The 21,714-nt window shown below is 64.2% G+C and carries 21 protein-coding genes; 9 read left to right on the top strand and 12 right to left on the bottom strand.

Going from position 1 to position 21,714, the window contains the following annotated elements; all coding sequences use genetic code 11:
- Positions 1-97 precede the first annotated feature (97 nt).
- From hemL to APH44_RS11580, 3 genes are read right to left on the bottom strand one after another with little or no spacing between them, the layout of a single operon-like run.
- Positions 98-1,381, bottom strand: a complete 1,284-nt coding sequence (gene hemL, locus APH44_RS11570; protein ID WP_054892828.1) for a glutamate-1-semialdehyde 2,1-aminomutase — start codon at positions 1,379-1,381, stop codon at positions 98-100.
- A gap of 17 nt (positions 1,382-1,398) precedes the next feature.
- The gene (gene thiE / locus APH44_RS11575) at positions 1,399-2,022 is read right to left on the bottom strand and encodes a thiamine phosphate synthase (RefSeq protein ID WP_054892829.1); all 624 of its coding nucleotides are present in this window, start codon (positions 2,020-2,022) and stop codon (positions 1,399-1,401) included.
- Positions 2,023-2,036: 14 nt separating this feature from the next.
- Entirely contained in the window at positions 2,037-2,834 is a 798-nt protein-coding gene (locus APH44_RS11580) for a hydroxymethylpyrimidine/phosphomethylpyrimidine kinase (RefSeq protein ID WP_054892830.1), read from the bottom strand.
- 264 nt (positions 2,835-3,098) lie between these two features.
- On the opposite strand from APH44_RS11580, the gene APH44_RS11585 reads away from it, so the two are divergent.
- The 4 genes from APH44_RS11585 to APH44_RS11600 all read left to right on the top strand — a co-directional run bounded on the left by APH44_RS11585 (position 3,099) and on the right by APH44_RS11600 (position 9,114).
- Complete coding sequence (locus APH44_RS11585) at positions 3,099-5,087, top strand: hybrid sensor histidine kinase/response regulator (RefSeq protein ID WP_054892831.1); 1,989 nt, start codon at positions 3,099-3,101, stop codon at positions 5,085-5,087.
- A gap of 99 nt (positions 5,088-5,186) precedes the next feature.
- On the top strand, positions 5,187-6,830 hold the full coding sequence (locus tag APH44_RS11590; protein ID WP_054892832.1) for an acyl-CoA dehydrogenase family protein: 1,644 nt from the start codon (positions 5,187-5,189) through the stop codon (positions 6,828-6,830).
- 145 nt (positions 6,831-6,975) lie between these two features.
- On the top strand, positions 6,976-8,478 hold the full coding sequence (amn, locus tag APH44_RS11595; protein WP_172964794.1) for an AMP nucleosidase: 1,503 nt from the start codon (positions 6,976-6,978) through the stop codon (positions 8,476-8,478).
- Positions 8,479-8,484: 6 nt separating this feature from the next.
- Positions 8,485-9,114, top strand: coding sequence for a pseudouridine synthase (locus APH44_RS11600; protein ID WP_054892833.1), 630 nt, complete (start codon positions 8,485-8,487; stop codon positions 9,112-9,114).
- Between the two features lie 50 nt (positions 9,115-9,164).
- On the opposite strand, the gene APH44_RS11605 is transcribed toward APH44_RS11600, so the two are convergent.
- Entirely contained in the window at positions 9,165-9,368 is a 204-nt protein-coding gene (locus APH44_RS11605) for a DUF2788 domain-containing protein (RefSeq protein ID WP_013974331.1), read from the bottom strand.
- Between the two features lie 54 nt (positions 9,369-9,422).
- Positions 9,423-9,899: an Lrp/AsnC family transcriptional regulator gene (locus APH44_RS11610; protein WP_016712159.1), complete on the bottom strand. Its 477-nt coding sequence runs from the start codon at positions 9,897-9,899 to the stop codon at positions 9,423-9,425.
- A gap of 405 nt (positions 9,900-10,304) precedes the next feature.
- Here APH44_RS11610 and APH44_RS11615 point away from each other — a divergent pair, with 405 nt between their 5' ends.
- Positions 10,305-11,144: a DUF6515 family protein gene (locus APH44_RS11615; RefSeq protein ID WP_054892834.1), complete on the top strand. Its 840-nt coding sequence runs from the start codon at positions 10,305-10,307 to the stop codon at positions 11,142-11,144.
- Positions 11,145-11,186: 42 nt separating this feature from the next.
- Here the strand turns inward: APH44_RS11615 and APH44_RS11620 are convergent, their stop codons facing one another.
- Together APH44_RS11620 and APH44_RS11625 are read right to left on the bottom strand one after the other, a co-directional pair.
- On the bottom strand, positions 11,187-12,056 hold the full coding sequence (locus tag APH44_RS11620; RefSeq protein ID WP_054892835.1) for a cation diffusion facilitator family transporter: 870 nt from the start codon (positions 12,054-12,056) through the stop codon (positions 11,187-11,189).
- Between the two features lie 25 nt (positions 12,057-12,081).
- Positions 12,082-12,501 (bottom strand): hypothetical protein, encoded by a 420-nt coding sequence (locus APH44_RS11625; protein ID WP_054892836.1) that lies wholly within the window; start codon positions 12,499-12,501, stop codon positions 12,082-12,084.
- Positions 12,502-12,620: 119 nt separating this feature from the next.
- Here APH44_RS11625 and hrpB point away from each other — a divergent pair, with 119 nt between their 5' ends.
- On the top strand, positions 12,621-15,155 hold the full coding sequence (gene hrpB, locus APH44_RS11630; protein ID WP_054892837.1) for an ATP-dependent helicase HrpB: 2,535 nt from the start codon (positions 12,621-12,623) through the stop codon (positions 15,153-15,155).
- Positions 15,156-15,181: 26 nt separating this feature from the next.
- Here the strand turns inward: hrpB and APH44_RS11635 are convergent, their stop codons facing one another.
- From APH44_RS11635 to APH44_RS11645, 3 genes are all read right to left on the bottom strand, one after another.
- A complete protein-coding gene (locus tag APH44_RS11635) occupies positions 15,182-15,733 on the bottom strand; it encodes a hypothetical protein (RefSeq protein WP_054892838.1) in 552 nt (183 codons plus the stop codon).
- A gap of 233 nt (positions 15,734-15,966) precedes the next feature.
- On the bottom strand, positions 15,967-16,473 hold the full coding sequence (locus APH44_RS29720; protein ID WP_125930848.1) for a hypothetical protein: 507 nt from the start codon (positions 16,471-16,473) through the stop codon (positions 15,967-15,969).
- Positions 16,474-16,667: 194 nt separating this feature from the next.
- Positions 16,668-17,441 carry an alpha/beta fold hydrolase gene (locus APH44_RS11645; protein ID WP_054892840.1) on the bottom strand — a complete coding sequence of 258 codons (774 nt, stop codon included), beginning with the start codon at positions 17,439-17,441 and terminating at the stop codon, positions 16,668-16,670.
- Positions 17,442-17,545: 104 nt separating this feature from the next.
- Here APH44_RS11645 and APH44_RS11650 point away from each other — a divergent pair, with 104 nt between their 5' ends.
- Positions 17,546-18,982 (top strand): HD domain-containing phosphohydrolase, encoded by a 1,437-nt coding sequence (locus APH44_RS11650; protein ID WP_054892841.1) that lies wholly within the window; start codon positions 17,546-17,548, stop codon positions 18,980-18,982.
- A gap of 60 nt (positions 18,983-19,042) precedes the next feature.
- Here APH44_RS11650 and APH44_RS11655 read toward each other — a convergent pair whose 3' ends face one another.
- Together APH44_RS11655 and APH44_RS11660 are read right to left on the bottom strand one after the other, a co-directional pair.
- Entirely contained in the window at positions 19,043-19,483 is a 441-nt protein-coding gene (locus APH44_RS11655; RefSeq protein WP_054892842.1) for a hypothetical protein, read from the bottom strand.
- 120 nt (positions 19,484-19,603) lie between these two features.
- Positions 19,604-20,272, bottom strand: a complete 669-nt coding sequence (locus APH44_RS11660) for a YciC family protein (RefSeq protein ID WP_054892843.1) — start codon at positions 20,270-20,272, stop codon at positions 19,604-19,606.
- 151 nt (positions 20,273-20,423) lie between these two features.
- On the opposite strand from APH44_RS11660, the gene APH44_RS11665 reads away from it, so the two are divergent.
- On the top strand, positions 20,424-21,161 hold the full coding sequence (locus APH44_RS11665) for a DUF2076 domain-containing protein (protein ID WP_054892844.1): 738 nt from the start codon (positions 20,424-20,426) through the stop codon (positions 21,159-21,161).
- A gap of 71 nt (positions 21,162-21,232) precedes the next feature.
- Complete coding sequence (locus tag APH44_RS11670; protein ID WP_054892845.1) at positions 21,233-21,712, top strand: NYN domain-containing protein; 480 nt, start codon at positions 21,233-21,235, stop codon at positions 21,710-21,712.
- Positions 21,713-21,714 lie beyond the last annotated feature (2 nt).

A 21,714-nucleotide genomic window follows, 5' to 3' on the forward strand; every position in this document is an offset into this window, starting at 1 on the left:
ACGTTTTGCTCTGAAGCAGCCTCATCGGGGTACAACCCTGCCCCCACAGACGATAGCTGTGGGGTGGGCTTGCCCTGCGATGAGGCCGTCAGGTGGGTCACTTCAGCTTGGCAAATGCCCGCTCGGCCGCATCCAGGGTGATCTGCAGCTCTTTCTCGCCATGGGCGATGGAGGTGAAGCCCGCTTCGAACGCACTCGGTGCCAGGTACACACCGCCCTCGAGCATCAGGTGGAAGAAGCGCTTGAAGCGCTCTGCGTCGCTGGCCATCACATCGTCGAAGGTGACGATGTCGTCGGCACCGGTGAAGTACAGGCCGAACATCGCACCTGCCTGGGTGGTGACGAACGGCACGCCGGCAGCATCGGCGCGTTGTTGCAGGCCATCGAGCATGCGGCTGGTGAAGGCGCTCAGCTCGTCGTGGAAGCCCGGGCGGCTGATCAGCTTGAGGGTGGTCAGGCCGGCGGCCATCGCCAGCGGATTGCCCGACAGGGTGCCTGCCTGGTAGACCGGGCCGAGCGGGGCGATGCAACCCATGATCTCGCGCTTGCCGCCGAAGCAGCCTACCGGCATGCCGCCACCGACGATCTTGCCGAAGGTCGACAGGTCCGGGGTAATGCCGTAGTGGCCCTGTGCGCCACCCAGCGATACGCGGAAACCAGTCATCACTTCATCGAAGATCAGCACCACACCGTGCTTGTCGCACAGCGCGCGCAGGCCTTCGAGGAAGCCTGGCGCCGGCGGTACACAGTTCATGTTGCCGGCTACCGGCTCGACGATGATGCAGGCCACTGTCTGGCCAACGTCGGCGAGGGTCTTCTCGACGGCTGCGATGTCGTTGAACGGCAGGGTCAGTGTGTGCTTGGCGAAGTCGGCCGGCACGCCCGCCGAGCTCGGCACGCCTTGGGTGAGCAGGCCGGAACCGGCTTTGACCAGCAGGCTGTCGGAGTGGCCGTGGTAGCAGCCTTCGAACTTGATGATCGCATCGCGACCGGTGTAGCCACGGGCCAGGCGAATGGCGCTCATGGTGGCTTCGGTGCCCGAGCTGACCATGCGCACCATCTCCATGGACGGCACGATCGAGCAGACCAGGTCGGCCATCTCGGTTTCCATGGCGGTCGGCGCACCGTACGACAGGCCGTGCTCCAGCTGACGGCGTACCGCGTCCAGTACGTCCGGGTGACCGTGGCCGAGAATCATCGGCCCCCAGGAACCGACGTAGTCGACGTAGCGCTTGTCGTCTTCATCGACCACATAGGCGCCTTCGGCATGTTTGAAGAACAGCGGGGTGCCGCCGACGCTCTTGAAGGCGCGCACCGGCGAGTTGACGCCGCCGGGAATGTGCTTCTGGGCTTGGGCGAACAGGGTTTCGGAACGGGACATGGGGTCTTCTCTCGAAATCAGGAAGCGAACAGGGCGTTGAAGGCGCGGGCGCGGCGGGTGACTTCCTGCGCGCTGTCGGCACCAAACAGGCCGTGGATCACCGCCAGCAGGTCGGCGCCATGGGCGACCAGCGGGGCGGCGTTGTCGAGGGTGATGCCACCGATCACTGCGATCGGCAGCTTGACCTGGGCGCGGGCCTGCTCGATCAGCTCGAGGCTAGCAGCCGGGGCGCCGGGCTTGGTCAGGGAATTGAAGAAGCGGCCGAAGGCCACGTAGCTTGCCCCTTCGCTGGCGGCCTGTGCGGCCAGGTCGAGGCTGGCATGGCAGGTTGAGCCAATGATGGCGTTGCGCCCGAGCAAGGCACGGGCGGGTGTGAGCGGGCCGTCGGTCTGCCCCAGATGCACGCCGACGCCCAGGCGCGCGGCCAGCTCGGCGTCATCGTTGATGATCAGTTGGGTGCCGTAGCGTTCGCAGAGTTGCATCAGCGCTTCGGCCTCGCGCAGGCGTCGCGCCGCATCGTCCCCCTTGTCGCGGTACTGCAGCAGGCAGACACCGCCTTCGAGCGCTGCCTCGACATGCGAAAGGAAACGGCCGGCGAGCAGCTGGCTGTCGGTGATCGCGTACAGGCCGCGTAGCTTCATGTGATGGCCTCGTATCAGGAGCAGAAGTCCAGGGGCAGGCGGCGGGGCACGTACTGGCCCTTGCCCAGTTGCTCGGCGTCGCGCAGCGTGCGCCAGGTGTAGTCCAGGGCGCTGCGCACCGCGCTTTCGAGCTGCTCGCCCAACGCCAGGCGACCGGCCAGGGCGCTGGCCAGCGTGCAGCCTGAACCATGGTAGCTGCCGGGCAGGCGCTGGCAGGTCCAGGTGTGTTGCTGGCCGCTGCGGCTGTACAGACGGTTGTGGATTTCCACCTCGTCGCCATGGCCGCCGGTAATCAGAAGATGCTCGCAGAACGGCAGAAGTTTCTCTGCGCATTCGTCTGCGCTGCCGTTCGGCAGTTCGGCAAGGATGCGTGCCTCGGGCAGGTTGGGCGTCGCGATGGTGGCCCGCGGCAGCAGACGCTCGCGCAGGGCGTAGCCGACCTCGTCCTTGCCTAGGCGGCCGCCACCACCGGCACGCAGCACCGGATCGCAGACCAGCGGCAGGTGCGGATGCGCGGCGAGGAGTTCGGCGACGGTATCGACCATCTCGGTCGAGCCGAGCATGCCCAGCTTGACCGCTGCCACGCTGGAGTCGGCCAGCACGGCGTTGGCCTGGGCCAGCACCCACTCGCGGTCGAGCACGCGGAAGTCGAAAACGTTGACGGTATCCTGGACGGTCAGTGCGGTCACGGCAGGGGCGGCGTGACAGCCTTGGGCGATCAGGGCTTCGATATCTGCCTGCAGGCCTGCACCGCCACTGGGGTCGTGGCCGGAGAGACAGAGGACAACGGGGCGGGAGCTGTAGGTATTCATGGTCGGCGAGCTTACCATCAAACCCCTTTGCGCGAATCGGCGAGTGCGGCAATTTAGTTGACCATTTGGTCAACTTGAATCTGTGGTAATGCCTGAAATTACCGTTCTAGAGCGCTTTATGGCAAATTGACAGTGGCTGCTGGACGGCTCCCAAGGCTATGCTAGAGTGCTCGGATAACTCTATTAACGGCGCTGCCGGGTTTCGTCGTCTCAAAGGGATGGGAGGCAATCACGACGCAACCGCGCAGACCATGCTGGGGCTGTATGCGCTATTTGCTGATTGTGCTCTTGGGCTGCCTGCCCCTGCTCGCCGGAGCGGTCGATTTCGACGATGCTACCCGGCAACTCCCCTTGGGCAAGCTGATGCAGGTCTACGAAGACGTGGATGGCAGCGCCAGCATCGACCAGGTCAGCGCGCCAGCGTTCGCCTCGCGCTTTCGCACGCACACCCAGGACGTACTCAATGCCGGCTACTCGACGTCGGTGTTCTGGCTGAAACTCGACCTGCGTCCTGTCGGTCTGCCAGCAGCCGCGCCCCGCCAATGGTTACTGGAACTGGCCTACCCACCGTTGGATCACCTGGAGCTCTACCTGCCTGATGGGGAGGGCAAATGGCGCCTGGCGCAACGCACCGGCGATGCCTTGCCCTATGCCAGTCGGCAGATCCGGCAGAACAACTACCTGTTCGAGCTGCCTTTGCCCCGTGAGCAGACCACCACGGTCTACCTGCGACTGCACAGCCAGGGATCGGTGCAGGCGCCGCTGACCCTCTGGTCGGCCGAGGCCTACATCGAGTCGCAGCCGGGGCGCTTCTACGTACTGGGCATGATCTACGGCGTACTGCTGGTGATGCTGGTCTACAACCTGTTCATCTATCTGAGCGTGCGCGATGTCAGCTATCTCTACTACATCCTTTATATAGGTGCGTTCGGCCTGTATCAGATCTCGGTGAACGGTGCCGGGGTCGCTTACTTCTGGCCTGACAGCCCCTGGTGGACCAACGCCGCCACGCCATTGTTCATCGGTGCGGCCGGTCTGTTCGGCTGCCAGTTCACCCGTCACTTCCTGCAGGTGCGTCGCCTCAGCCCGGGGTTCGACCGGCTGTTGTTGCTGTTGATGGCCTGGGGTGTGCTGGTGATGCTGCTGGCCGTCAGCCTGTCCTATGGCGTGGCGCTGCGCATGGCCACGGCGTTGGCGCTGACCTTCACGGTGAGTGTGTTTGCTGTCGGTGTGATGGCCTGGCGGCGTGGCGTGCGCGTTGCGCGCTGGTTCGTCATCGCCTGGACCGCGTTTCTGCTCGGCGGGCTGGTCAATACGTTGATGGTGCTGGGTTACCTGCCCAACGTGTTCCTGACCATGTACGCCAGCCAGATCGGCGCGGCACTGGAAGTAGCGCTGCTGTCGCTGGCCCTGGCCGATCGCATCAACCGCCTGCGCGAGGAACAGTCGCGGGCGTTGCGTGACAGCGGCCGAAAACTCGAGCAGCTCAATCAGCAACTGGCGCGCAGCAATCGACTCAAGGATGAATTCCTCGCCACCGTCACCCATGAGCTGCGCACACCGATGAACGGCGTGATCGGTTCGCTGGAACTGATGCAGACCCTGCCCATGGGCGCCGAGCAGGCGCAATATCACCGCACGGCCGTGGGTTCGGCACAGGACATGATGGCGATGGTCGACGACATCCTGATCCTCACCGAACTCCAGGCGGGCCGTCTGCGCGCTCACGGCGCACCGTTCAGCCTTCGGCGACTGTTGCAGGAGCTGCGGGCAGGGTATGCCGGGCAGGCACTGGGCAAGGGGTTGTACCTGAGCCTGGACGTGCCTGCGGACCTGCCCGACAGCCTGGTGTGCGATGCGCAAAAGCTTGCCCGCTGCCTCGCCTGCCTGGTGGACAACGGGTTGAAATTCACCCATCAGGGCGGTGTGATGATCCAGGCCCGCGGTCGCCGGATCGGCCCCGACAGCCTGGCGCTGAGTGTGACGGTCAGCGACAGCGGCATCGGTTTCGACGATCTGGACCAGGCCATCCTGTACCAGCGCTTCTTCCAGGTCGATGGTTCCATGACCCGGCGCTATGGCGGCCTGGGGATCGGCTTGTCGATCTGTCGCCAGTTGGGCGAGCTCATCGGTGCGCGCCTGTCCCATGAGTCGACGCGTGGCCTGGGCAGCCGCTTCGAACTGGCGATGACGGTGGCCGTGGCCCAGGTGCAGGCACCTGCCGGGCGAATGGCTTCCGGACCTGGGGCGTAGTAGGTCGGGTCGCCAGGATCGGCGCTTTTGCCACTTTGACTCATGGGTAATGAGTGCTTCACTGGACCTTCCAGGCCAGTTCGGATCCAGGAGCCGCCCATGAACCTGCACCAGTACGCCGAAACCCACGAAGTCACCAACCAGCCGCCGACGCTCGACGGCGCCAATCTGTACCGCCTCGATGTCCCGCTGCAGGAATGGTCGAGGCGTTTCGGGGCGGGATGGGCCGAGGCGCGGATCGATGCCTATGGTGCCTTGGCGGGCGGGCCGCTGATGGCTGCAGGGTTCCTGGCCAATGCCCATAAACCCGAATTCAGCAGCCACGACCGTTATGGGCACCGCATCGACCTGGTGACCTTCCATCCGGCCTACCACGAGCTGATGCGCACTGCGGTCGAGCACGGCCTGCCCTCGCTGCCTTGGGCCGAGCCGCGCGCCGGCGCCCATGTGGCCCGGGCCTCGATGACCTACCTGCATAGCCAGGCCGAAGCCGGCACCGGCTGCCCCTTGACCATGACCTTTGCCGCCGTGCCCGCGCTGCGCCTGCAGCCGGAGCTGGCCGAATACTGGCTACCCAAGGTACTGGCGCGTGAGTACGATCCGCGCAACATCGGTGACCGGCACAAGGCCGGGGTGACCATTGGCATGGCCATGACCGAGAAGCAGGGCGGCACCGACGTGCGTGCCAACACCACCCGCGCCTATCCGGTCGGCACGCCCGGACCGGGGCAGGCCTACGAGCTGGTGGGGCATAAATGGTTCTGTTCGGCGCCGATGTGCGATGCCTTCCTGACCTTGGCGCAGACCGAAAAAGGCCTGAGTTGCTTCCTGCTGCCGCGCCATCGACCGGACGATCAGCGCAACCAGTTCTACATCCAGCGCTTGAAGAACAAGCTGGGCAACGTATCGAACGCCTCCAGCGAGGTCGAGTTTCGGGGTGCCGTGGCCTGGATGATCGGTGAGGAGGGGCGCGGCGTGCCGACCATCATCGAGATGGTGGCCATGACCCGCTTCGACTGCATGGTCGGCTCCAGTGCCTTGATGCGCCAGGCCCTGACCCAGGCCACTCATCACTGCGCGCACCGCAAGGTCGGTGGCAAGCTGCTCAGCGAGCAGCCCCTGATGCAGAACGTGCTCGCTGATCTGGCGCTGGAAAGCGAAGCAGCGTTGGCCCTGAGCCTGCGCATGGGCCAGGCGCTGGATCAGCTCGACGATCCGCAGCAGGCGCATTTCGCCCGTCTGGTCACGGCGGTGGGCAAGTACTGGATCTGCAAGCGTGCCCCGGCGATGATCAACGAAGCGGCCGAATGCCTGGGCGGCGCCGGTTATGTCGAGGACAGCATCCTGCCACGGCTGTACCGCGAGGCGCCGGTCAACTCCACCTGGGAGGGCTCGGGCAATGTGCAATGCCTGGATGTGCTGCGTGCGCTGTCCAAGGAGCCGGGCGTGCTCGAGGCCCTGTTCGTCGAGCTGGGGGATGGCCATGGCGATCCGCGGCTGGCCGCGCACATCGGCAACCTCAAGGGGGCATTCGCCGACACCAGCGACATCCAGTACCGGGCACGCCAGTTGACCGAGGACATCGCCGTGGCGATTCAGGCCAAGCTGCTGCTCGAGGCGGGCAATGCCACGGTGAGCGATGCATTTATCGGCAGTCGGCTTGGCACTGGCGGCCGGGTGTATGGCGCGTTGCCGCGTGGCATCGATGCCCAGGCCCTGATGGAGAGGGCCACTCCGCTTTGATCGCGTTGGCCCCTTCGCGGGTAAACCCGCTCCCATACGTTCACCGCTGGTTTCAAATACAGCGCAGCACCTGTGGAGGCGGGTTTACCCGCGAAGGGGGCGCCATTTACCACCGGGGGTGTTTTTAGCGCCGAAGGCAGGCAAGATGGAAACCCTGCATGCACTCCAAGACAGGAAGCCCAGCGTGAGCCAAGCGTTTGTAGTCGTTGATACCCCCGAACAGGCCGTCGATCGTCTGGCGGCCCTGCATGAACAGGCCACCGGGGCCCTCAGTCAGGCCCTCAAGCGTTACCTCAAGGACCGCACCGAGCCGGACGAAGACCAGCGCGCCCAGTTCCGCTATCCGGCCCTGCGCCTCACCTACTACAGCCAGGGCGAAGTTGCCGCCACCACGCGCGCCTATGCCAAGGTGCAGGTCGCCGGGACCTACAGCGTCACCGTCACCCAGCCGGCCGCCTTCCGCGGTTATCTGCTGGAGCAGCTACGCCCGTTGATGAACGACTACACCGTGACGGTGGAAGTGGGTGTCAGCGAGCAGAACATCCCGTATCCCTATGTGGTCGACCAGGGCGACGAACTGGCCGGCAGCGGCATCACTGCCGCGCAGCTGGCGCGGGTGTTCCCCAGCACCGACCTGTCTGCCGCCACTGACAACATCGCCGATGGCCTGTACGACTGGGAAAGCGCCGAGACGCTGCCACTGGCGCTGTTCGACGCCGCCCGTGTGGACTTTTCGCTGCGTCGCCTGGTGCACTACACCGGCAGTGACTGGCGCCACATGCAGCCGTGGATCCTGCTGACCAACTACCACCGTTATGTCGACCAGTTCATTGCCCATGGCCTCGAGCAGTTGCGCCAGGATCCGCGTTTCGTGCGCATGGTGCTGCCGGGCAATGTCGTGATCGAGAAGGGCATGGACAACGGCGAGGCCCAGGCTCTGGTAGCTGGTGTGGTCTGGCATCGCTACCAGATGCCCGCCTACCACCTGATCGCCGCCGACGGTGATGGCATCACCTTGGTCAACATCGGTGTCGGCCCGTCCAACGCCAAGAACATCACCGACCACCTGGCCGTTCTGCGTCCGCACTGCTGGCTGATGATCGGCCACTGTGGCGGCCTGCGTCAGTCGCAGACCATCGGCGACTACGTGCTGGCCCACGCCTACATGCGTCGTGACGGCATCCTCGATCGCGTGGTGCCGCCGAACATCCCGATCCCGGCCCTGGCCGAGGTGCAGCTGGCGCTGCAGGAAGCGGCGGCGCAGGTGACCGGCGAGCGTGGCGAGCAACTGAAAAAGCGTCTGCGTACTGGCACCGTGCTTACCTACGACGACCGCAACTGGGAGCTGCGCTGGGCCCAGGAGCGCCCGCTGATCAACCTGTCGCGCGCCGTGGCGGTTGACATGGAGAGCGGCACCATCGCCGCACAGGGTTATCGCCTGCGTGTGCCCTACGGCACCTTGCTGTGCGTTTCCGACAAGCCACTGCACAGCGAGATCAAATTGCCGGGCTCGGCGAACGCCTTCTACAACCGTGCGGTCAGCCAGCATCTGAAGATCGGCATCGCTGCTCTGGACCTGCTGCGCACCGAGCTCAACTCGCTGCACTCGCGTAAACTGCGCAGCTTCGATGAGCCGCCGTTCCGCTGAGGATCCATGCCCCTGCCACCCCGCTCCAAACCGCGCCGCCCGGCGGCGCGTCCTTCCGGCCCGCGTCGCCCGCCCAAGGCGCCGCCGGCCGAGCCTCGCCTGATCCTGTTCAACAAGCCCTTCGATGTGCTGACCCAGTTCAGCGACGACCAGGGGCGCGCCACGCTCAAGGACTTCATCGATATCCCGGGTATCTACCCCGCCGGGCGTCTGGACCGTGACAGCGAGGGTCTGCTGCTGCTGACCAATGACGGCGGTTTGCAGGCGCGCATTGCCGACCCTAAGCACAAATTGCCCAAGACCTACTGGGTGCAGGTCGAAGGTGAGCCGAGCGAAGAGCAGTTGCAGCGTTTGCGCGATGGAGTCGAACTCAACGACGGCAAGACGCTGCCAGCCGAGGCACGTCTTCTGGAGGAGCCAGCGCTTTGGCCGCGCAACCCGCCGGTACGCTTTCGCAAGAGCATTCCCACCCATTGGCTGGAACTGGTGATCCGCGAAGGGCGCAACCGCCAGGTGCGACGGATGACGGCGGCGGTGGGGCTACCGACCTTGCGTCTGGTGCGGGTCCGGATCGGTGACTGGAGCCTCGATGGGCTGGAGCAGGGGTGCTGGCGCGAGGTGCCGGCACGGCTATAGGACTGCTCTGGCGCAATCGCGGGCTTGTCCCGCGATTGGGCTGGCCTGCGCTACACCCCTTCGAGAAACCCCACCACCACGCTCTTGATGATGAAGGCCAGCACCCCCAACCCCAGCACGAAGAACAGGATCAGCGTGCCGAAGCGCCCGGCCTTGGACTTTTTCGCCAGGTCCCAGACGATGAAGCCCATGAACCCGATCAGCACGGTGACCAGGATGATCATCATCCATTCTTCGAAAACGGCGGGATCCATCTTTAAAGCTCCAGGCAGTCTGAAGACCCGATCATACGCCGGGTATTACAGGTTTTAACGGAGGTGGGTCAATGGCATCTCGGTACTGGCCAGTACCTGGTTGAGCACGAAGCTCGAACGCACGCTGGTGACGCCTTCGATACGCGTCAGGCTGCCGAGCAATAATTTCTGATAGTGGTCCATGTCCGGTACCACCACCTTGAGCTGGTAGTCGGCGTCCATCCCAGTCACCAGGCTGCACTCGAGCACCTGGGGCAGGTTGCGAATGGCGGCTTCGAAGGTTTCGAAACGCTCGGGGGTGTGGCGGTCCATGCCGATCAGCACGTAGGCGGTGAGGCTCAGGCCGAGCTTCTTGCGGTCCAGCAGGGCCACCTGGCGCGAGATATAGCCGTCGTCTTCGAGCTGCTTGACCCGCCGGGAGCAGGGCGAGGGGGACAGGCCGATACGCTCGGCCAGTTCCTGGTTGGAAATGCGTGCATCGCGCTGCAATTCGGCAAGAATGCTCAGGTCGTAGCGGTCGAGCTTGCTCATCAAGAATGCCTTTTCTGTTCGGATTGCGGCGAATTATCAATCCTGAGTGAAAAATTGCGCAAGTGCTATTTATCAGAGCAATCTTCGCAATCCTCTGCCGCACCCATTCCTCTATCTTTATCAACAGAATCACTGCCCGGACTCAAGTCCACGGCGACGCGCCCTAAGCGGGCGGTCGCGGCCAGCCATCCAACCGGATCGCCCTGGCCCCCGGGCTGCACAGCGTCCAGAAGACACTGTGAGGTGAGCCGACGCCACAAGCGTCGAGCACGGACGACAATTCCTGAAGGGAGGCCAATGGCCTCCCTTTTTTATTGCTCGTGTGCCTGGGGGGATTTCATCTGCCTGCCCCCGCCTCAGGTTAGACTGCTGCCATCAAGCGCTGTGGTTATCGAGAGGACGAGCATGAGGTCACGCATCTGGCAGTGGGCGGGTGTTGGTTTGCTGGGCATGGGCATCAGCCTCGGGGCGCTGGCCCAGGGGCCGGGCGACGGGCGTGGCTGGGGTGGCCAGCAGGAGCCCAACGGTCCAGCCCAAGGTAGCTCGCCACTCAACTCCCGTGACGAAGTGCGCCAGACCCAGCCACCGCGCCAGGGCTACTATCAGGATATTCCGCGCCGCAACGGCGATATCCGCCACTGGGAGGCGGGCGGCCCTGGCCAGCGCCCGGGCGGTGATTGGCAGGGCCGACCCGACGGCCATGGCAATGGCTGGGGGCCGGGGCCGCAATACCGCCCTGGCTACACCACGGACCGTTTCCCGGACCGTTACTGGAAAGTGCCTTACCGCGGTCAGGACTACTTCTATTCAGGCGGCTACTGGTACCGCCCACATAGCGGCGGCTACATCGTGGTGCGCCCGCCTTATGGCGTGCGGGTGAACTACCTGCCTCCCTACGCCCAGGAAGTGTGGTTGAGCGGATTGCTCTACTTCCTGGTAGCCGATACCTACTACCAGTATCAGCCTGACAGCCAGGAGTACGTGGTGGTCAATCCGTCCGCCCCGGCCTATGCACCGCAACCCCAGCCTCAGGTGGACAATGGCTATGACGTCGTCGCCTATCCGGCGAACGGACAGGGCCCCGAGCAGCAGGAGCAGGATCGTTACCAATGCCATCGCTGGGCCGTCAGCCAGTCCGGGTTCGATCCGGCCACGGCCACCTATGCGCCACCGGCCAATGTAGCCAACGGCTATCGCCGCTCGCTGGCAGCGTGCCTGAGCGGTCGGGGGTACAGCGTCAACTGAGGGGCGAGGCTCAGGGGAGGCAGAGCAAATGTGCTCTCGCCGCTAGACAGGGTCGGCGTGCACCATGACATCTGCGCGCGGATAACGCTCGCGGATCGCCTCCGATGCCTTTACGCACAGGGCATGGGCTTCATGCAGCGGCAGTACGCCGGGCAGTTCCAGGTGCAACTGGACGAACCAATGGCTGCCTGACACCCGGGTACGCAGGTCGTGCACCCCCTTGACGCCGGGAATGGCTAGGGCCAGTTCCTGCATGCGTTCGCCAATGTCGGCGGGCAGCTCCTGGTCCATCAGGATCGAGGTACTCTCACGGGCAATCTGCAGGGCGCTCCAGAGGATGTACAGCGCGATCCCCAGGCCGAACAGCGCATCCAGTTGTGGCCAACCAAAGCCGGCCAGCAGCAGGGCGAGCAGGATGCTGCCGTTGAGCAGCAGGTCGGAGCGGTAATGCAGTGAGTCGGCACGTACCGCAGTGGAGCCGGTGATGCGGATGACCTTGCGCTGGAATGCCAGCAGCGCCACGGTCAACGCCAGCGACAGCAGCATCACCGCAATGCCCGCGCCCGTGTCGCCCAGCGGCTGTGGGGTCTGCAGGCGCTCCACCGCCTGGAATCCGATCAATACCGCACTGACCGCAATGAACAGTGCCTGGGCCATACCGGCCAGGGCCTCGGCCTTGCCGTGGCCGAAGCGGTGATCGTCGTCGGCCGGGCGCAGGGCGTAATGCACCGCCAGCAGGTTGAGGAAGGAGGCGACGGCATCGAGCGCCGAATCGGTCAGGCCCGCGAGCAGGCTCACCGAGCCGCTCAGCCACCAGGCAATGGCCTTGGCCAGGACGAGAATGCTGGCTACCGTCAGCGAAGCACGGGTGGCCAGGCGCAGCAGGCGTTGATGTTCGGCGGTGGCAGTCATGCGTGGCGTGTCATTCCGGTGTCGCTCAGGCGGCCGGGACCAAGCCGAAGGCGGCCAGCTGTTCAACGCTGCCACGGTGCTGGATAAGCCGCGGATCGTTCAGGGGCAGGCGCTGGCCCAGTTCGCTTTCGAGAATAGCCTGCAGCTTGAGGTTGTCGATCTTGCCATCGGCATCGACCGCAGGCTTGAGCTTGGCCGGGTCGACCTGGGCGGTCTTGCCGCCAGGGTAGTAGATGGCGCCAGTGGCGAAGTCGACACCGAAGGCGATCAGGCCAGGGATGACATAGAAGAGGATGCCGATCGCGTCCATGACGGCGACTACCGGATCGATCTTGCCTTCGATCTGGCCGCGACGGTCGGGATAGAGGATGGTGCCGCAGGCCGTCAGCTGGGTCAGCAGGGCTGCGATGAGGGCGCCACCGATGACGCGGGAATGGATGCGCATGTGAATCTCCGGAAAGGTGACTGCAGGAGGTCGGGCAAAAACGTCCGCACCTGATGCTCAGACCATGACGAAGCGGTCTCGGTTCGCCGTTATACTCGCTCGCCAGCTTGAGGACCACCATGAATTCTTTACCGATCGATGCTGTCTTGCCCGCCCTGCGTCAGGCCCTGGCCGAACGCCACGAAGCCGTGCTCGAGGCGCCGCCTGGCGCGGGCAAGACGACCCGTGTGCCACTGGCGCTGCTCGACGAGCCATGGCTGGCCGGACAGCGTATCGTCATGCTCGAGCCGCGTCGTCTCGCGGCCCGCGCTGCCGCCGAGCGCATGGCCAGCGAGTTGGGGGAAAAGGTCGGCGAGACGGTCGGCTATCGCATCCGGCTGGATAGCAAGGTCGGGCCGGGCACCCGCATCGAAGTGGTCACCGAAGGTATCCTCACCCGCCGCCTGCAGGCCGATCCGGCGTTGGAGGGCGTGGGGCTGGTGATCTTCGATGAATTCCACCTGAGAAACCTCGATGCTGACCTTGCCTTGGCGCTCACGCTCAATGGTCGTGAACTGTTCCGGGACGATACGGCGCTCAAAGTGCTGCTCATGTCGGCGACCCTCGAAGGAGAAAGGCTATCGCGCCTTCTGGATGACGCTCCGATTATCACCAGCGAGGGGCGGATGTTCCCGGTCACGACGATCTGGGGCAAGCCGCAGCAAGCCGGCGAGTACATCGAGCCGCGAGTGATCAGCACCTGTCTCGATGCGTTGGCCGAGCAATCGGGAAGCCTGCTGGTGTTCCTGCCGGGCCAGGCTGAAATCCGTCGCGTCCTGACAGGGCTTCAGGACAGCCTCGATGCCTCCCCATCCCTGAAGCGCAATACGTTGCTTTGCCCGTTGCATGGAGAGCTCGATCTGAACCAGCAACGGGCCGCGATCGACCCTGCGCCCCCGGGGATGCGCAAAGTGGTGCTGGCCACCAACATTGCCGAGACCAGCGTCACCATCGATGGCGTGCGGGTGGTCATCGATGCCGGGCTTGAGCGTGTTCCGCGCTTCGACCCACGCAGCGGCATGACTCGTCTGGATACCCAGCGGATCTCCAGGGCCAGCGCTACCCAGCGGGCAGGGCGTGCCGGGCGGCTGGAGCCTGGCGTTTGCTATCGCTTGTGGTCCGAAGCGCAGCACGATCAGATGGCAGGCTTCGCCACCGCCGAAATCCAGCAGGCGGACCTGACCGGGCTGGCGCTGCAGTTGGCCAAGTGGGGCGTCCAGCCGAATGAGCTGGCGTGGCTCGATGCACCCCCTGCGGCTGCTTACGCACAGGCCAACGACTTGCTGCGCCGCCTTGGCGCGCTCCAGGCGGATGGGCAACTGACCCGGCACGGGCAGGCGATGGCGGAGCTGCCGAGCCATCCTCGAATCGCCCATCTTCTGCTGCGAGGTCACGAGCTGGGGCTGGCCGAAACCGCGTGCACTATCGCGGCCTTGCTGGGAGAGCGGGATATACAGCGTGGCGCGGGCGCTGACCTGCACAGTCGACTGGCCATTCTCAGCGGTGAGCAACGTGCCCAGCGCGGTGAGCAGGGGGGCGCCCAGCGCGCCAGGCAACTTTCCAGGCAGTATCGATCCTACCTGCGCGGCCCTGTGTCGCAAGCCGTCGCCGATCCTCATCATCCACGTTGGGTGGGCTGCCTGCTCGCGCTGGCTTATCCCGACCGTGTCGCCCAGCAACGACGTGATGGCGGGGCCGAATATCGCCTGGCCAATGGCCGGGCAGCGATGTTCACCGAGCCGGACGCCTTGATGAAGCACGCCTGGCTGGTTATCGCGGACCTGGGCAGCCGACAGGGCCAGCGGGAGGAGCGGATCTATCTGGCCGCCGACCTCGACGCGGCGCTGTTCGACACCGTGCTGAAGGAGCAGGTCCGCACGGTGGACCAGCTCGACTGGGATGAGCGAGAGGGCGCCCTGCGCGCCGAACGACAAACCAAGGTTGGCGAGCTCGTGCTGTCGCGCACGCCACTGGCCTCTCTGAGCGATGAGGCGCGCGTGCAGGCGCTGCTCGACTATGTTCGACGCAAAGGCCTGGAGCTTCTGCCCTGGACGCCTGACCTTCGTCAGTGGCAGGCCCGCGTGGAGCTGCTGCGGGTACTGGATGAGGAAGCGGGTGTCGTCGGCCAATGGCCCGACCTGCGGGATGAGACGTTGCTGCAATCATTGGACGAATGGTTGGGCCCTTATGTCGGCAAGGTCGCCCGGCTCAGCCATTTCGCCCAGCTCGATCTGTCTTCGATCCTGCGCAATCTCCTGCCCTGGCCGCTGCCGCAGCAAATGGATGCCCTGGCACCCCAGACGGTGGCGGTACCCTCGGGATCCAGTATTCGTATCGACTACAGCGAGCGTCCTCCCGTGCTTGCCGTTCGTCTCCAGGAGTTGTTCGGGCAGGCCGACACGCCACGCATCGCCAACGGCAGGCAAGTGCTCAAGCTGCACCTGCTGTCCCCAGCCCGGCGCCCGGTCCAGGTGACCCAGGACCTGGCGAACTTCTGGCGCTCGACCTACCTCGAGGTGAAGAAGGATTTGAAGGGCAGGTACCCCAAGCATTTCTGGCCAGATGACCCTTTGGTCGCGCAAGCCACTGCCCGCGCCAAACCAAGGGGTACTTGAGTTACGCGACGGTGCGTTGAGGTGTTTCAATACACGTGTAGCCAGGACGTGCCTTCAACTGAACCCGGCACATCCACCTTATGGATCACGAACTCGGCAGGTTGGGTGTCTTGAATGCTCAGATAGTGCATCTTGTGCCCCTCGATTTCCGTATGTTCGCTACAGACTCCTACGCGAATGCCACGATGGTCTCTAAGATGGCAGCGCGTGTAGCCGTCTGCCCAATCCAGTAGCTCGATCTTCCAGGGATAGGTTGTGCTGTTGTAGTCATAAAGTCCCAGATAACCATTTTTGCTGAAGCCCAGGTGTCCAAGGTTGTCGCCGTAACCTGTGGCCATCAGCTTGAACCAGAGGCGGTCGGGCGTTTTGGAAAGGAACTTCATCGAAAACAAGGGTGATTGACCCATGCCGCCCGCTTGAAGCCAGTTCGCTTCGTTGAATACACCCCAAGCAAGGTGTTCGTTGGGGCGGCTGAAGCGTAACGGCACCTTTTCTTCGTTTTGCAACAGGTAGATTCTGGCGTTGAAGTCTTCGATGGTGGGGGCGGCAAGAACTGCCTTGATTTCGTCATTGATCATGGGTCTTTAATCTCCTGCGGAGTTGGGGGCGTGTCCGGAACGGATACACACCTTCGACTCTGCAGTTGCTTCACCGACAGCAGCAGCGTGAAAGCGTTCCTATAACGGTGAAGCATGTCGCGCAGGTCACTGACTCGCCCAGCTCGACCTGCCGTCGATCCTGCGCAATTTGCTGCCCGGGCAGCTACCCCGTGCATCGCCCTGGGCCGTCAGCCGTTCGACCCCCTCAGGCATCACTGCGCGATGCGCTCAACCAGGAAGGTCAGGGGATTGCCCATCTGGACATTCATGTAACTGAACCGCGCCGAAGCTTCCGGGGCTTCGCTGCGGGCTTTGACCTGATGGCCAAGATGATCTCGCCAGCGGCACAACAGACTGTCCTGGCCCCACTGCAGGGGCTCAAGCTTGAAATAGTCCACGACCGATGCATAGCGGTAGAACCCCAGGTAGCCATTGCGGCTGACGCCGAGCTTCTTGTCCTGATGCTCGGCGTTGCCCATGATCATGAAGTTCAGGCGGTTGGGCGTTGTGGAATGAAGCAGGAAACGCATTACGCAGGCAGGATGCTCGTTCCCCGCAACCAGCCAATCGCTTTGTCCGCCGATGCTTGCTCCCTCGGCGTCGGTAAACAGGCTGGGATAGAGGGCTCTACGGCGCCCGGAAGGGTCAATCGCATGAATCCTGCCGAGAAATACCTGTGCGTTCAGGGCCCAGTTGGAGGTTTCGGGGGTGTCTGTCATTGACGTGCTCCGCAATAAGATGGCGCCAGCCTGCGCGTGGTCGGGTCATGGCGCGTTCGAGTCAGATTCGTTGCGGGCATCAGTCTGGATAGCTGGAGCCAAGGGCGGGAGAGCGAAGGCTTTCCCGACCTTGCACGGCTCCAGCCCAGTGGGTGTCACCGACGGCGGGCCGAGGTGTCCGGCCCGCCCATCCTTCAGCGGGTGCTGGCGACCTTGTCGACGGCCTTGATGATCACCTTTGCCACCTCTGCAGGCTGCGATTGCTGGGGTACGTGGCTGGTGCCCAGCTCGGTGGTCTGTGCGCCCAGCTTCTTGGCGAAGGCGCGTTGCAGGCCTGGGTCGATCATGCGGTCCTGACCTGCAACCACGTACCAGGACGGTTTGCTGCTCCAGGCAGCAGCGCTGGTGCGGTCCTCGAAGGCCGAGGCGCGGATCGGGCCCTGGGTGGCGGTCATGATGTCGGTCTGGGCCTTGGGCAGGTCCTGGGCGAAATCGGTGGCCATGCCTTGGGGCGTCAGGTACAGGTAGCCGTTGCCGTCGGCCGCGATCTGGCTGATGCCGGGTGGGGTCGGGTAGCCCTGGCCCAGGTCCTTGCTGGCCTGGCCGGCATCGGGTGCGAATGCCGCCACATAGACCAGCCCGCGGACGTGGGCGTCGGTACCTGCCTGGCTGATCACCGTGCCGCCCCAGGAGTGGCCGACCAGGACCACGTCCCCTTGCTGGTTGTTCAGCACGCGCCGGGTCGCGGCGACGTCCTCGGCCAGCGAGGTCAGCGGGTTCTGCACCACCGTGACCTTGATGCCCTGGGCCTGCAGCAGCGGCACGACCTTGGCCCAGTCCGAGCCGTCGGCGAAGGCACCGTGGACGATGACCACCGACGGCTTGGCGGTGTCGGCGAAGCTGCTGCCGAGGGTGAAGATCGAGGCAGTCATTGCTATTGCGGTGGCAAGCGTTTTGAATCGGAACATGGCGCGGTCTCCTGTGAGTGATGGCTGTATTCTCGGTAGGATCTGCCTGCACGGGTATCGGTCGAATGACCGAGCCTCCAACTCACCCGAATTGTGGACCGCTCATGCCTGTTGCCGACTGCATCCCCCTGGAAGACGCCATCCTCGCCTTGTCGATGGTGGGTGACCTGAGCATGGGCCAGCCTATCGATCAGTCGCGCCGCACGGCGCAGCTGGCGCGCAGGCTCGCGCACGCCTGCATGGGCGAGGGCGACCACCTGCAGGTGGCCGCTGATGTCGCACTGTTACGCTGGTCCGGGTGCACTGCCAATGCCGAAGATTTCACCCGCCTGCTCGGGGACGACGTGGGAGGGCGTCAAGCCATGCTCGCGCAGACCCTCGACGCCGCCGGGCAGCGGGCGATGCTGCAGACCGGGCCGCTGGCGCGCGTGCACTGCGAGGTGGCTGGCGAGGTTGCAGTTGCTCTTGGACTGGGCGCGCCAGTGGAGCAGGGGCTGCGGCACGTGTTCGAGCATTTCGACGGTAGCGGTCGCCCATCCGGCCTGCGTCATCCACAGGTGCCTGAGGTGGTGTATCAGGTGGTGCTGGCAGGTGACCTGGAGATCCTTTCGCGAGCGCGGGGTCTCGAGGCTGCGCTGGCCTGGATCGAGGGGCAGGCCGACCAGCGCTACCCGCGCAGCCTGGTGCGGGAACTGCAGTGTCAGGCGGCGGACTGGTTGCATGACTTGCAGGAGGCTGAACAAGCGACGGCCTCGAATACAGCTTGCTCCGATGTGCCTTTGACCCTGGTCGCCGATGTCATCGACCTCAAGTTGACCTGGCTTGCGGGCTATTCGCGTGGTGTGGCTGCGCTGGTGCATGACGCCGCCGGGCTGATGGGCATGCCGGAGGCGCTGCAGGACGTGCTGAGGCAGGCGGCGCTGGTGCATGGCATCGGCCGCGCCGCGGTGCCGAACCGGGTATGGAACCTGCCGGGTGTATTGCTTGAAGGTGACCGCGAGCAGATTCGCCTGGTGCCCTACTGGACTCAGCGCGCTTGCGCGCAGATACCGGCATTGCAGCGTGCGGGCAAGCTTGCAGCACACGCCTACGAGCGTCTCGATGGCAGTGGTTATTTTCGTGGCGTGGAGGGTGATGCCCTGGCGCCGGAGCAGCGCTTGCTGGCCGTGGCGCTCGCCTGGCAGGCGCTGCGGGCCGAGCGCCCATGGCGAGCGGCGCTTGGCCAGCAGGAGGCCGAGCAGTTGCTCAGGCTGGAGGCGCAACAGGGGCGCTTCGACCTGCAGTGTTGTGAAGCCGTGTTCGCTGCCGCGCGCGGGGAGCGCAAGCTGCCGGCAGCCAAAGGGGGCGGTGGACTGTTGAGTGAACGCGAAAGCGAGGTGCTGCGCCAGATCAGCCTGGGTCACAGCAACAAGGAAGTCGCGCGGTTGCTGGGCATCAGTCCCAGTACCGTGCGCACCCATGTCGAGAGCACCTTCCGCAAGCTCGAATGCACCACGCGCGCTGCAGCAACGCTCAAGGCACTGACCCTCGGGTTGCTGTGAGCGCTGGGGTTCAGGTTGTGGGAACCACGAGGAACTCGGCGTCGTTCCCTTCGTAGGTGTTCAGGAAGTGGTAGGTGAAGTTATCGAAATGAGGGTCGTCCTGCCAGGTTTCACGCCATGCCCCTCGTGATCACGCAAGCGGCAGACCCAGCCATTGGGCGCGTGCCGCAACGGTTCGAGTTTCCAGTAGTCGGTCACCTCGCTGACCTGATAGAGCCCGAGATAGCCGTTGACGCTTCGCCCAAGCCTGCTGAATCCGCTCGACCTGCTGATCATGTAGTGCAGGCGGTCTTCGGTCTTGGAGTGAAACTCGAAGTCCAGAATCAGAGAAGGTTGGTCACCTCCCGCCTGCAGCCAGTCGTCCCCCGGAACTACGCCCCAGGTGAATTTATCCGTCGTTTTGCTCCGCCTGATCGGGACGAGCACGTCCCCCTTCATCCAGTAGATCGTGGCTTTGAAGTCACGCTGTAGCTCAGTTGCGGAATCTGTTGTCATACCCATTGCATGCATCTCCTGAGGGTGGCCCGCGACTGTCGGGCGTCGTGCAGGAGTGTTGATGCAATACGTTGGGCAGGGCACCGCGAACGCTTTCCAGAGCGTTGCCGTCATCCTGTGCAGCGTTCAGTTTCCCGCAGCGGCGCCGGACTCGCTCTCCAACAGCATGAACAAGCGGTACAGCACCACACTGCTGAACAACTGCAGGAAGCCACTCAGGCTGTCCAGCACCAGTTGCGCGCCTGGCTGCGGCTCTGGGAAGGCCATCAGCAGCAGGCCATCGAGCAGCCATAGCGGTGCGAGCACTGACAGCACGCAGATCAGGATGCGCATGAAGTGCCCGGTGGTCATGCGTGCGCTCTCGCGCATCGACTGCATGACGGGAAGGCCGCGCAGGACCAGCAGGTACTCGGCGAACACCAGCTTGATCATGATCCATACGCCCGGGAAGATGAACAGCGCCAGGCCCGCCATGATCAGCAGCGAGCTGATCAGGATCAGCAGTGCCAGCGCCGGCCACAACTGCACGGCGCGAGCGAACAGGTTGCGCTTGCTGATCTGTTGGCCGTTGCTGCGGGTATCCAGGTAGAGGATCAGCGCGGCGCTGTACAGCGGGTAGAACAGCAGGCTGACAAGCATGCCGTAGGCCGGCGAGGCGTCGTCACCCAACTGGCGGTACAGCAATTGGCTGAACAGGGCTTCCAGCACCACCAGCGGCAGGCACAACTGCAGGATGCTGGTGAAGTGGCGGCGGAAGAAGTAGAGGGAGTCGCGCAGGATCGTCAGCGGGTTCATCGGTCTATATCGCAGGAAAAAGCAGTGCGTCACTTTAGCCCAGGAGCGGGCGATGCTGAAAAAAGTTTCATCGGCCCTGTAATTGAATCCTGACCAGCCACGCCCCATCTTTGACCTTGTCCGATGTTCCGCATGGCCCAAGAGGTAGCCCATGAACACTGAAGAACAAACCCTTATCGACGGTCTGTTCGGCCGCATCAAGCAGGCCGAGGATCCGCAGCAGCCGCGCGATGCCCAGGCCCAGGCGCGGATCGAGGAGCACCTGCGCCAGCAACCTGCGGCGCCGTACTACATGGCCCAGGCGATTCTGGTCCAGGAGGCGGCGATCAAGAAGCTCGACGAGCAGAACAAGCAACTCGAGGCCGAGCTCAGACAAGCCCGCGCCCAGGCCCAGCAAGAGGCGCCAAAGGCCAGTGGTGGCTTCCTGTCGAGCATCTTTGGCAGCAGCGCGCGTAGCCCGGAGCCTCAGCGTCCGGTCGCGCCGCCCCCTGCCTCCGGTTCTGGTGGCTGGCGCGAGCCCGCGCCCCAGGCCTATGCCCCACAGCCCCAGGCGCAACCGCAAGGTTTCGCTGCGGCCCCGGCGCGCAGTGGTGCGAGCAGCTTCCTCGGGGGTGCCATGCAGACCGCAGCGGGCGTGGCGGGTGGTGTACTGCTGGCGCAAGGTATCAGCAGCTTGTTCAGCCATAACTCGCAACCCAACGAGGTGGTCGAGGTGATCCGTGAAGAGCCGGCGCCGGCCAGCGACAATGGCGGCTGGAATGATCAGGACAACCAGCGCCAGGTTGCTGACAACGACGGTTGGGGCAATGATCAGGGCGGCTTCGTGGACAGCGACTACGACAGCGGCGGAGGTGGTTTCTTCTCGGACGATGACGACACCTTCGTCTGACGCGTCTGGCATAATCGCGGGATTCCCGGGGGCGCACTGCGCCCCTTTCGCCTTTATCCCGGGGCCACCAGGTGAAAAAGATCGCGCTGTTCGCGGATGTGCAGAACCTCTACTACACCGTGCGCCAGGCCCATGGTTGTCACTTCAATTACAGTGCCCTCTGGTCCCAGGTCAGCCGTGATGGCGCCATCGTCGAGGCCGTGGCCTATGCCATCGACCGGGGTGACAGCAAGCAGCAGCAATTTCAGCAGATCCTGCGCAACCTCGGTTTCGAGGTGCGCCTCAAACCCTACATCCAGCGCAGCGACGGCTCGGCCAAGGGAGATTGGGATGTGGGCATCACCCTGGACGTGTATGAGGCCGCCAGCCGGGTCGATCAGGTCGTACTGGCCTCCGGCGATGGTGACTTCGACCAGTTGCTCGAGCGGGTGATGCTGCGCCATGGCGTCGAGACGGTGGTCTACGGCGCGCCAGGGCTCACGGCGCTGTCGTTGATTCGCGCAGCCACGCGCTATGTACCGATCGAGGGTGATTTGCTACTGCGTCACTGAAC

The organism is Pseudomonas sp. NBRC 111143 (assembly GCF_001320965.1).
Classification (GTDB): Bacteria; Pseudomonadota; Gammaproteobacteria; order Pseudomonadales; family Pseudomonadaceae; genus Aquipseudomonas; species Aquipseudomonas machongensis.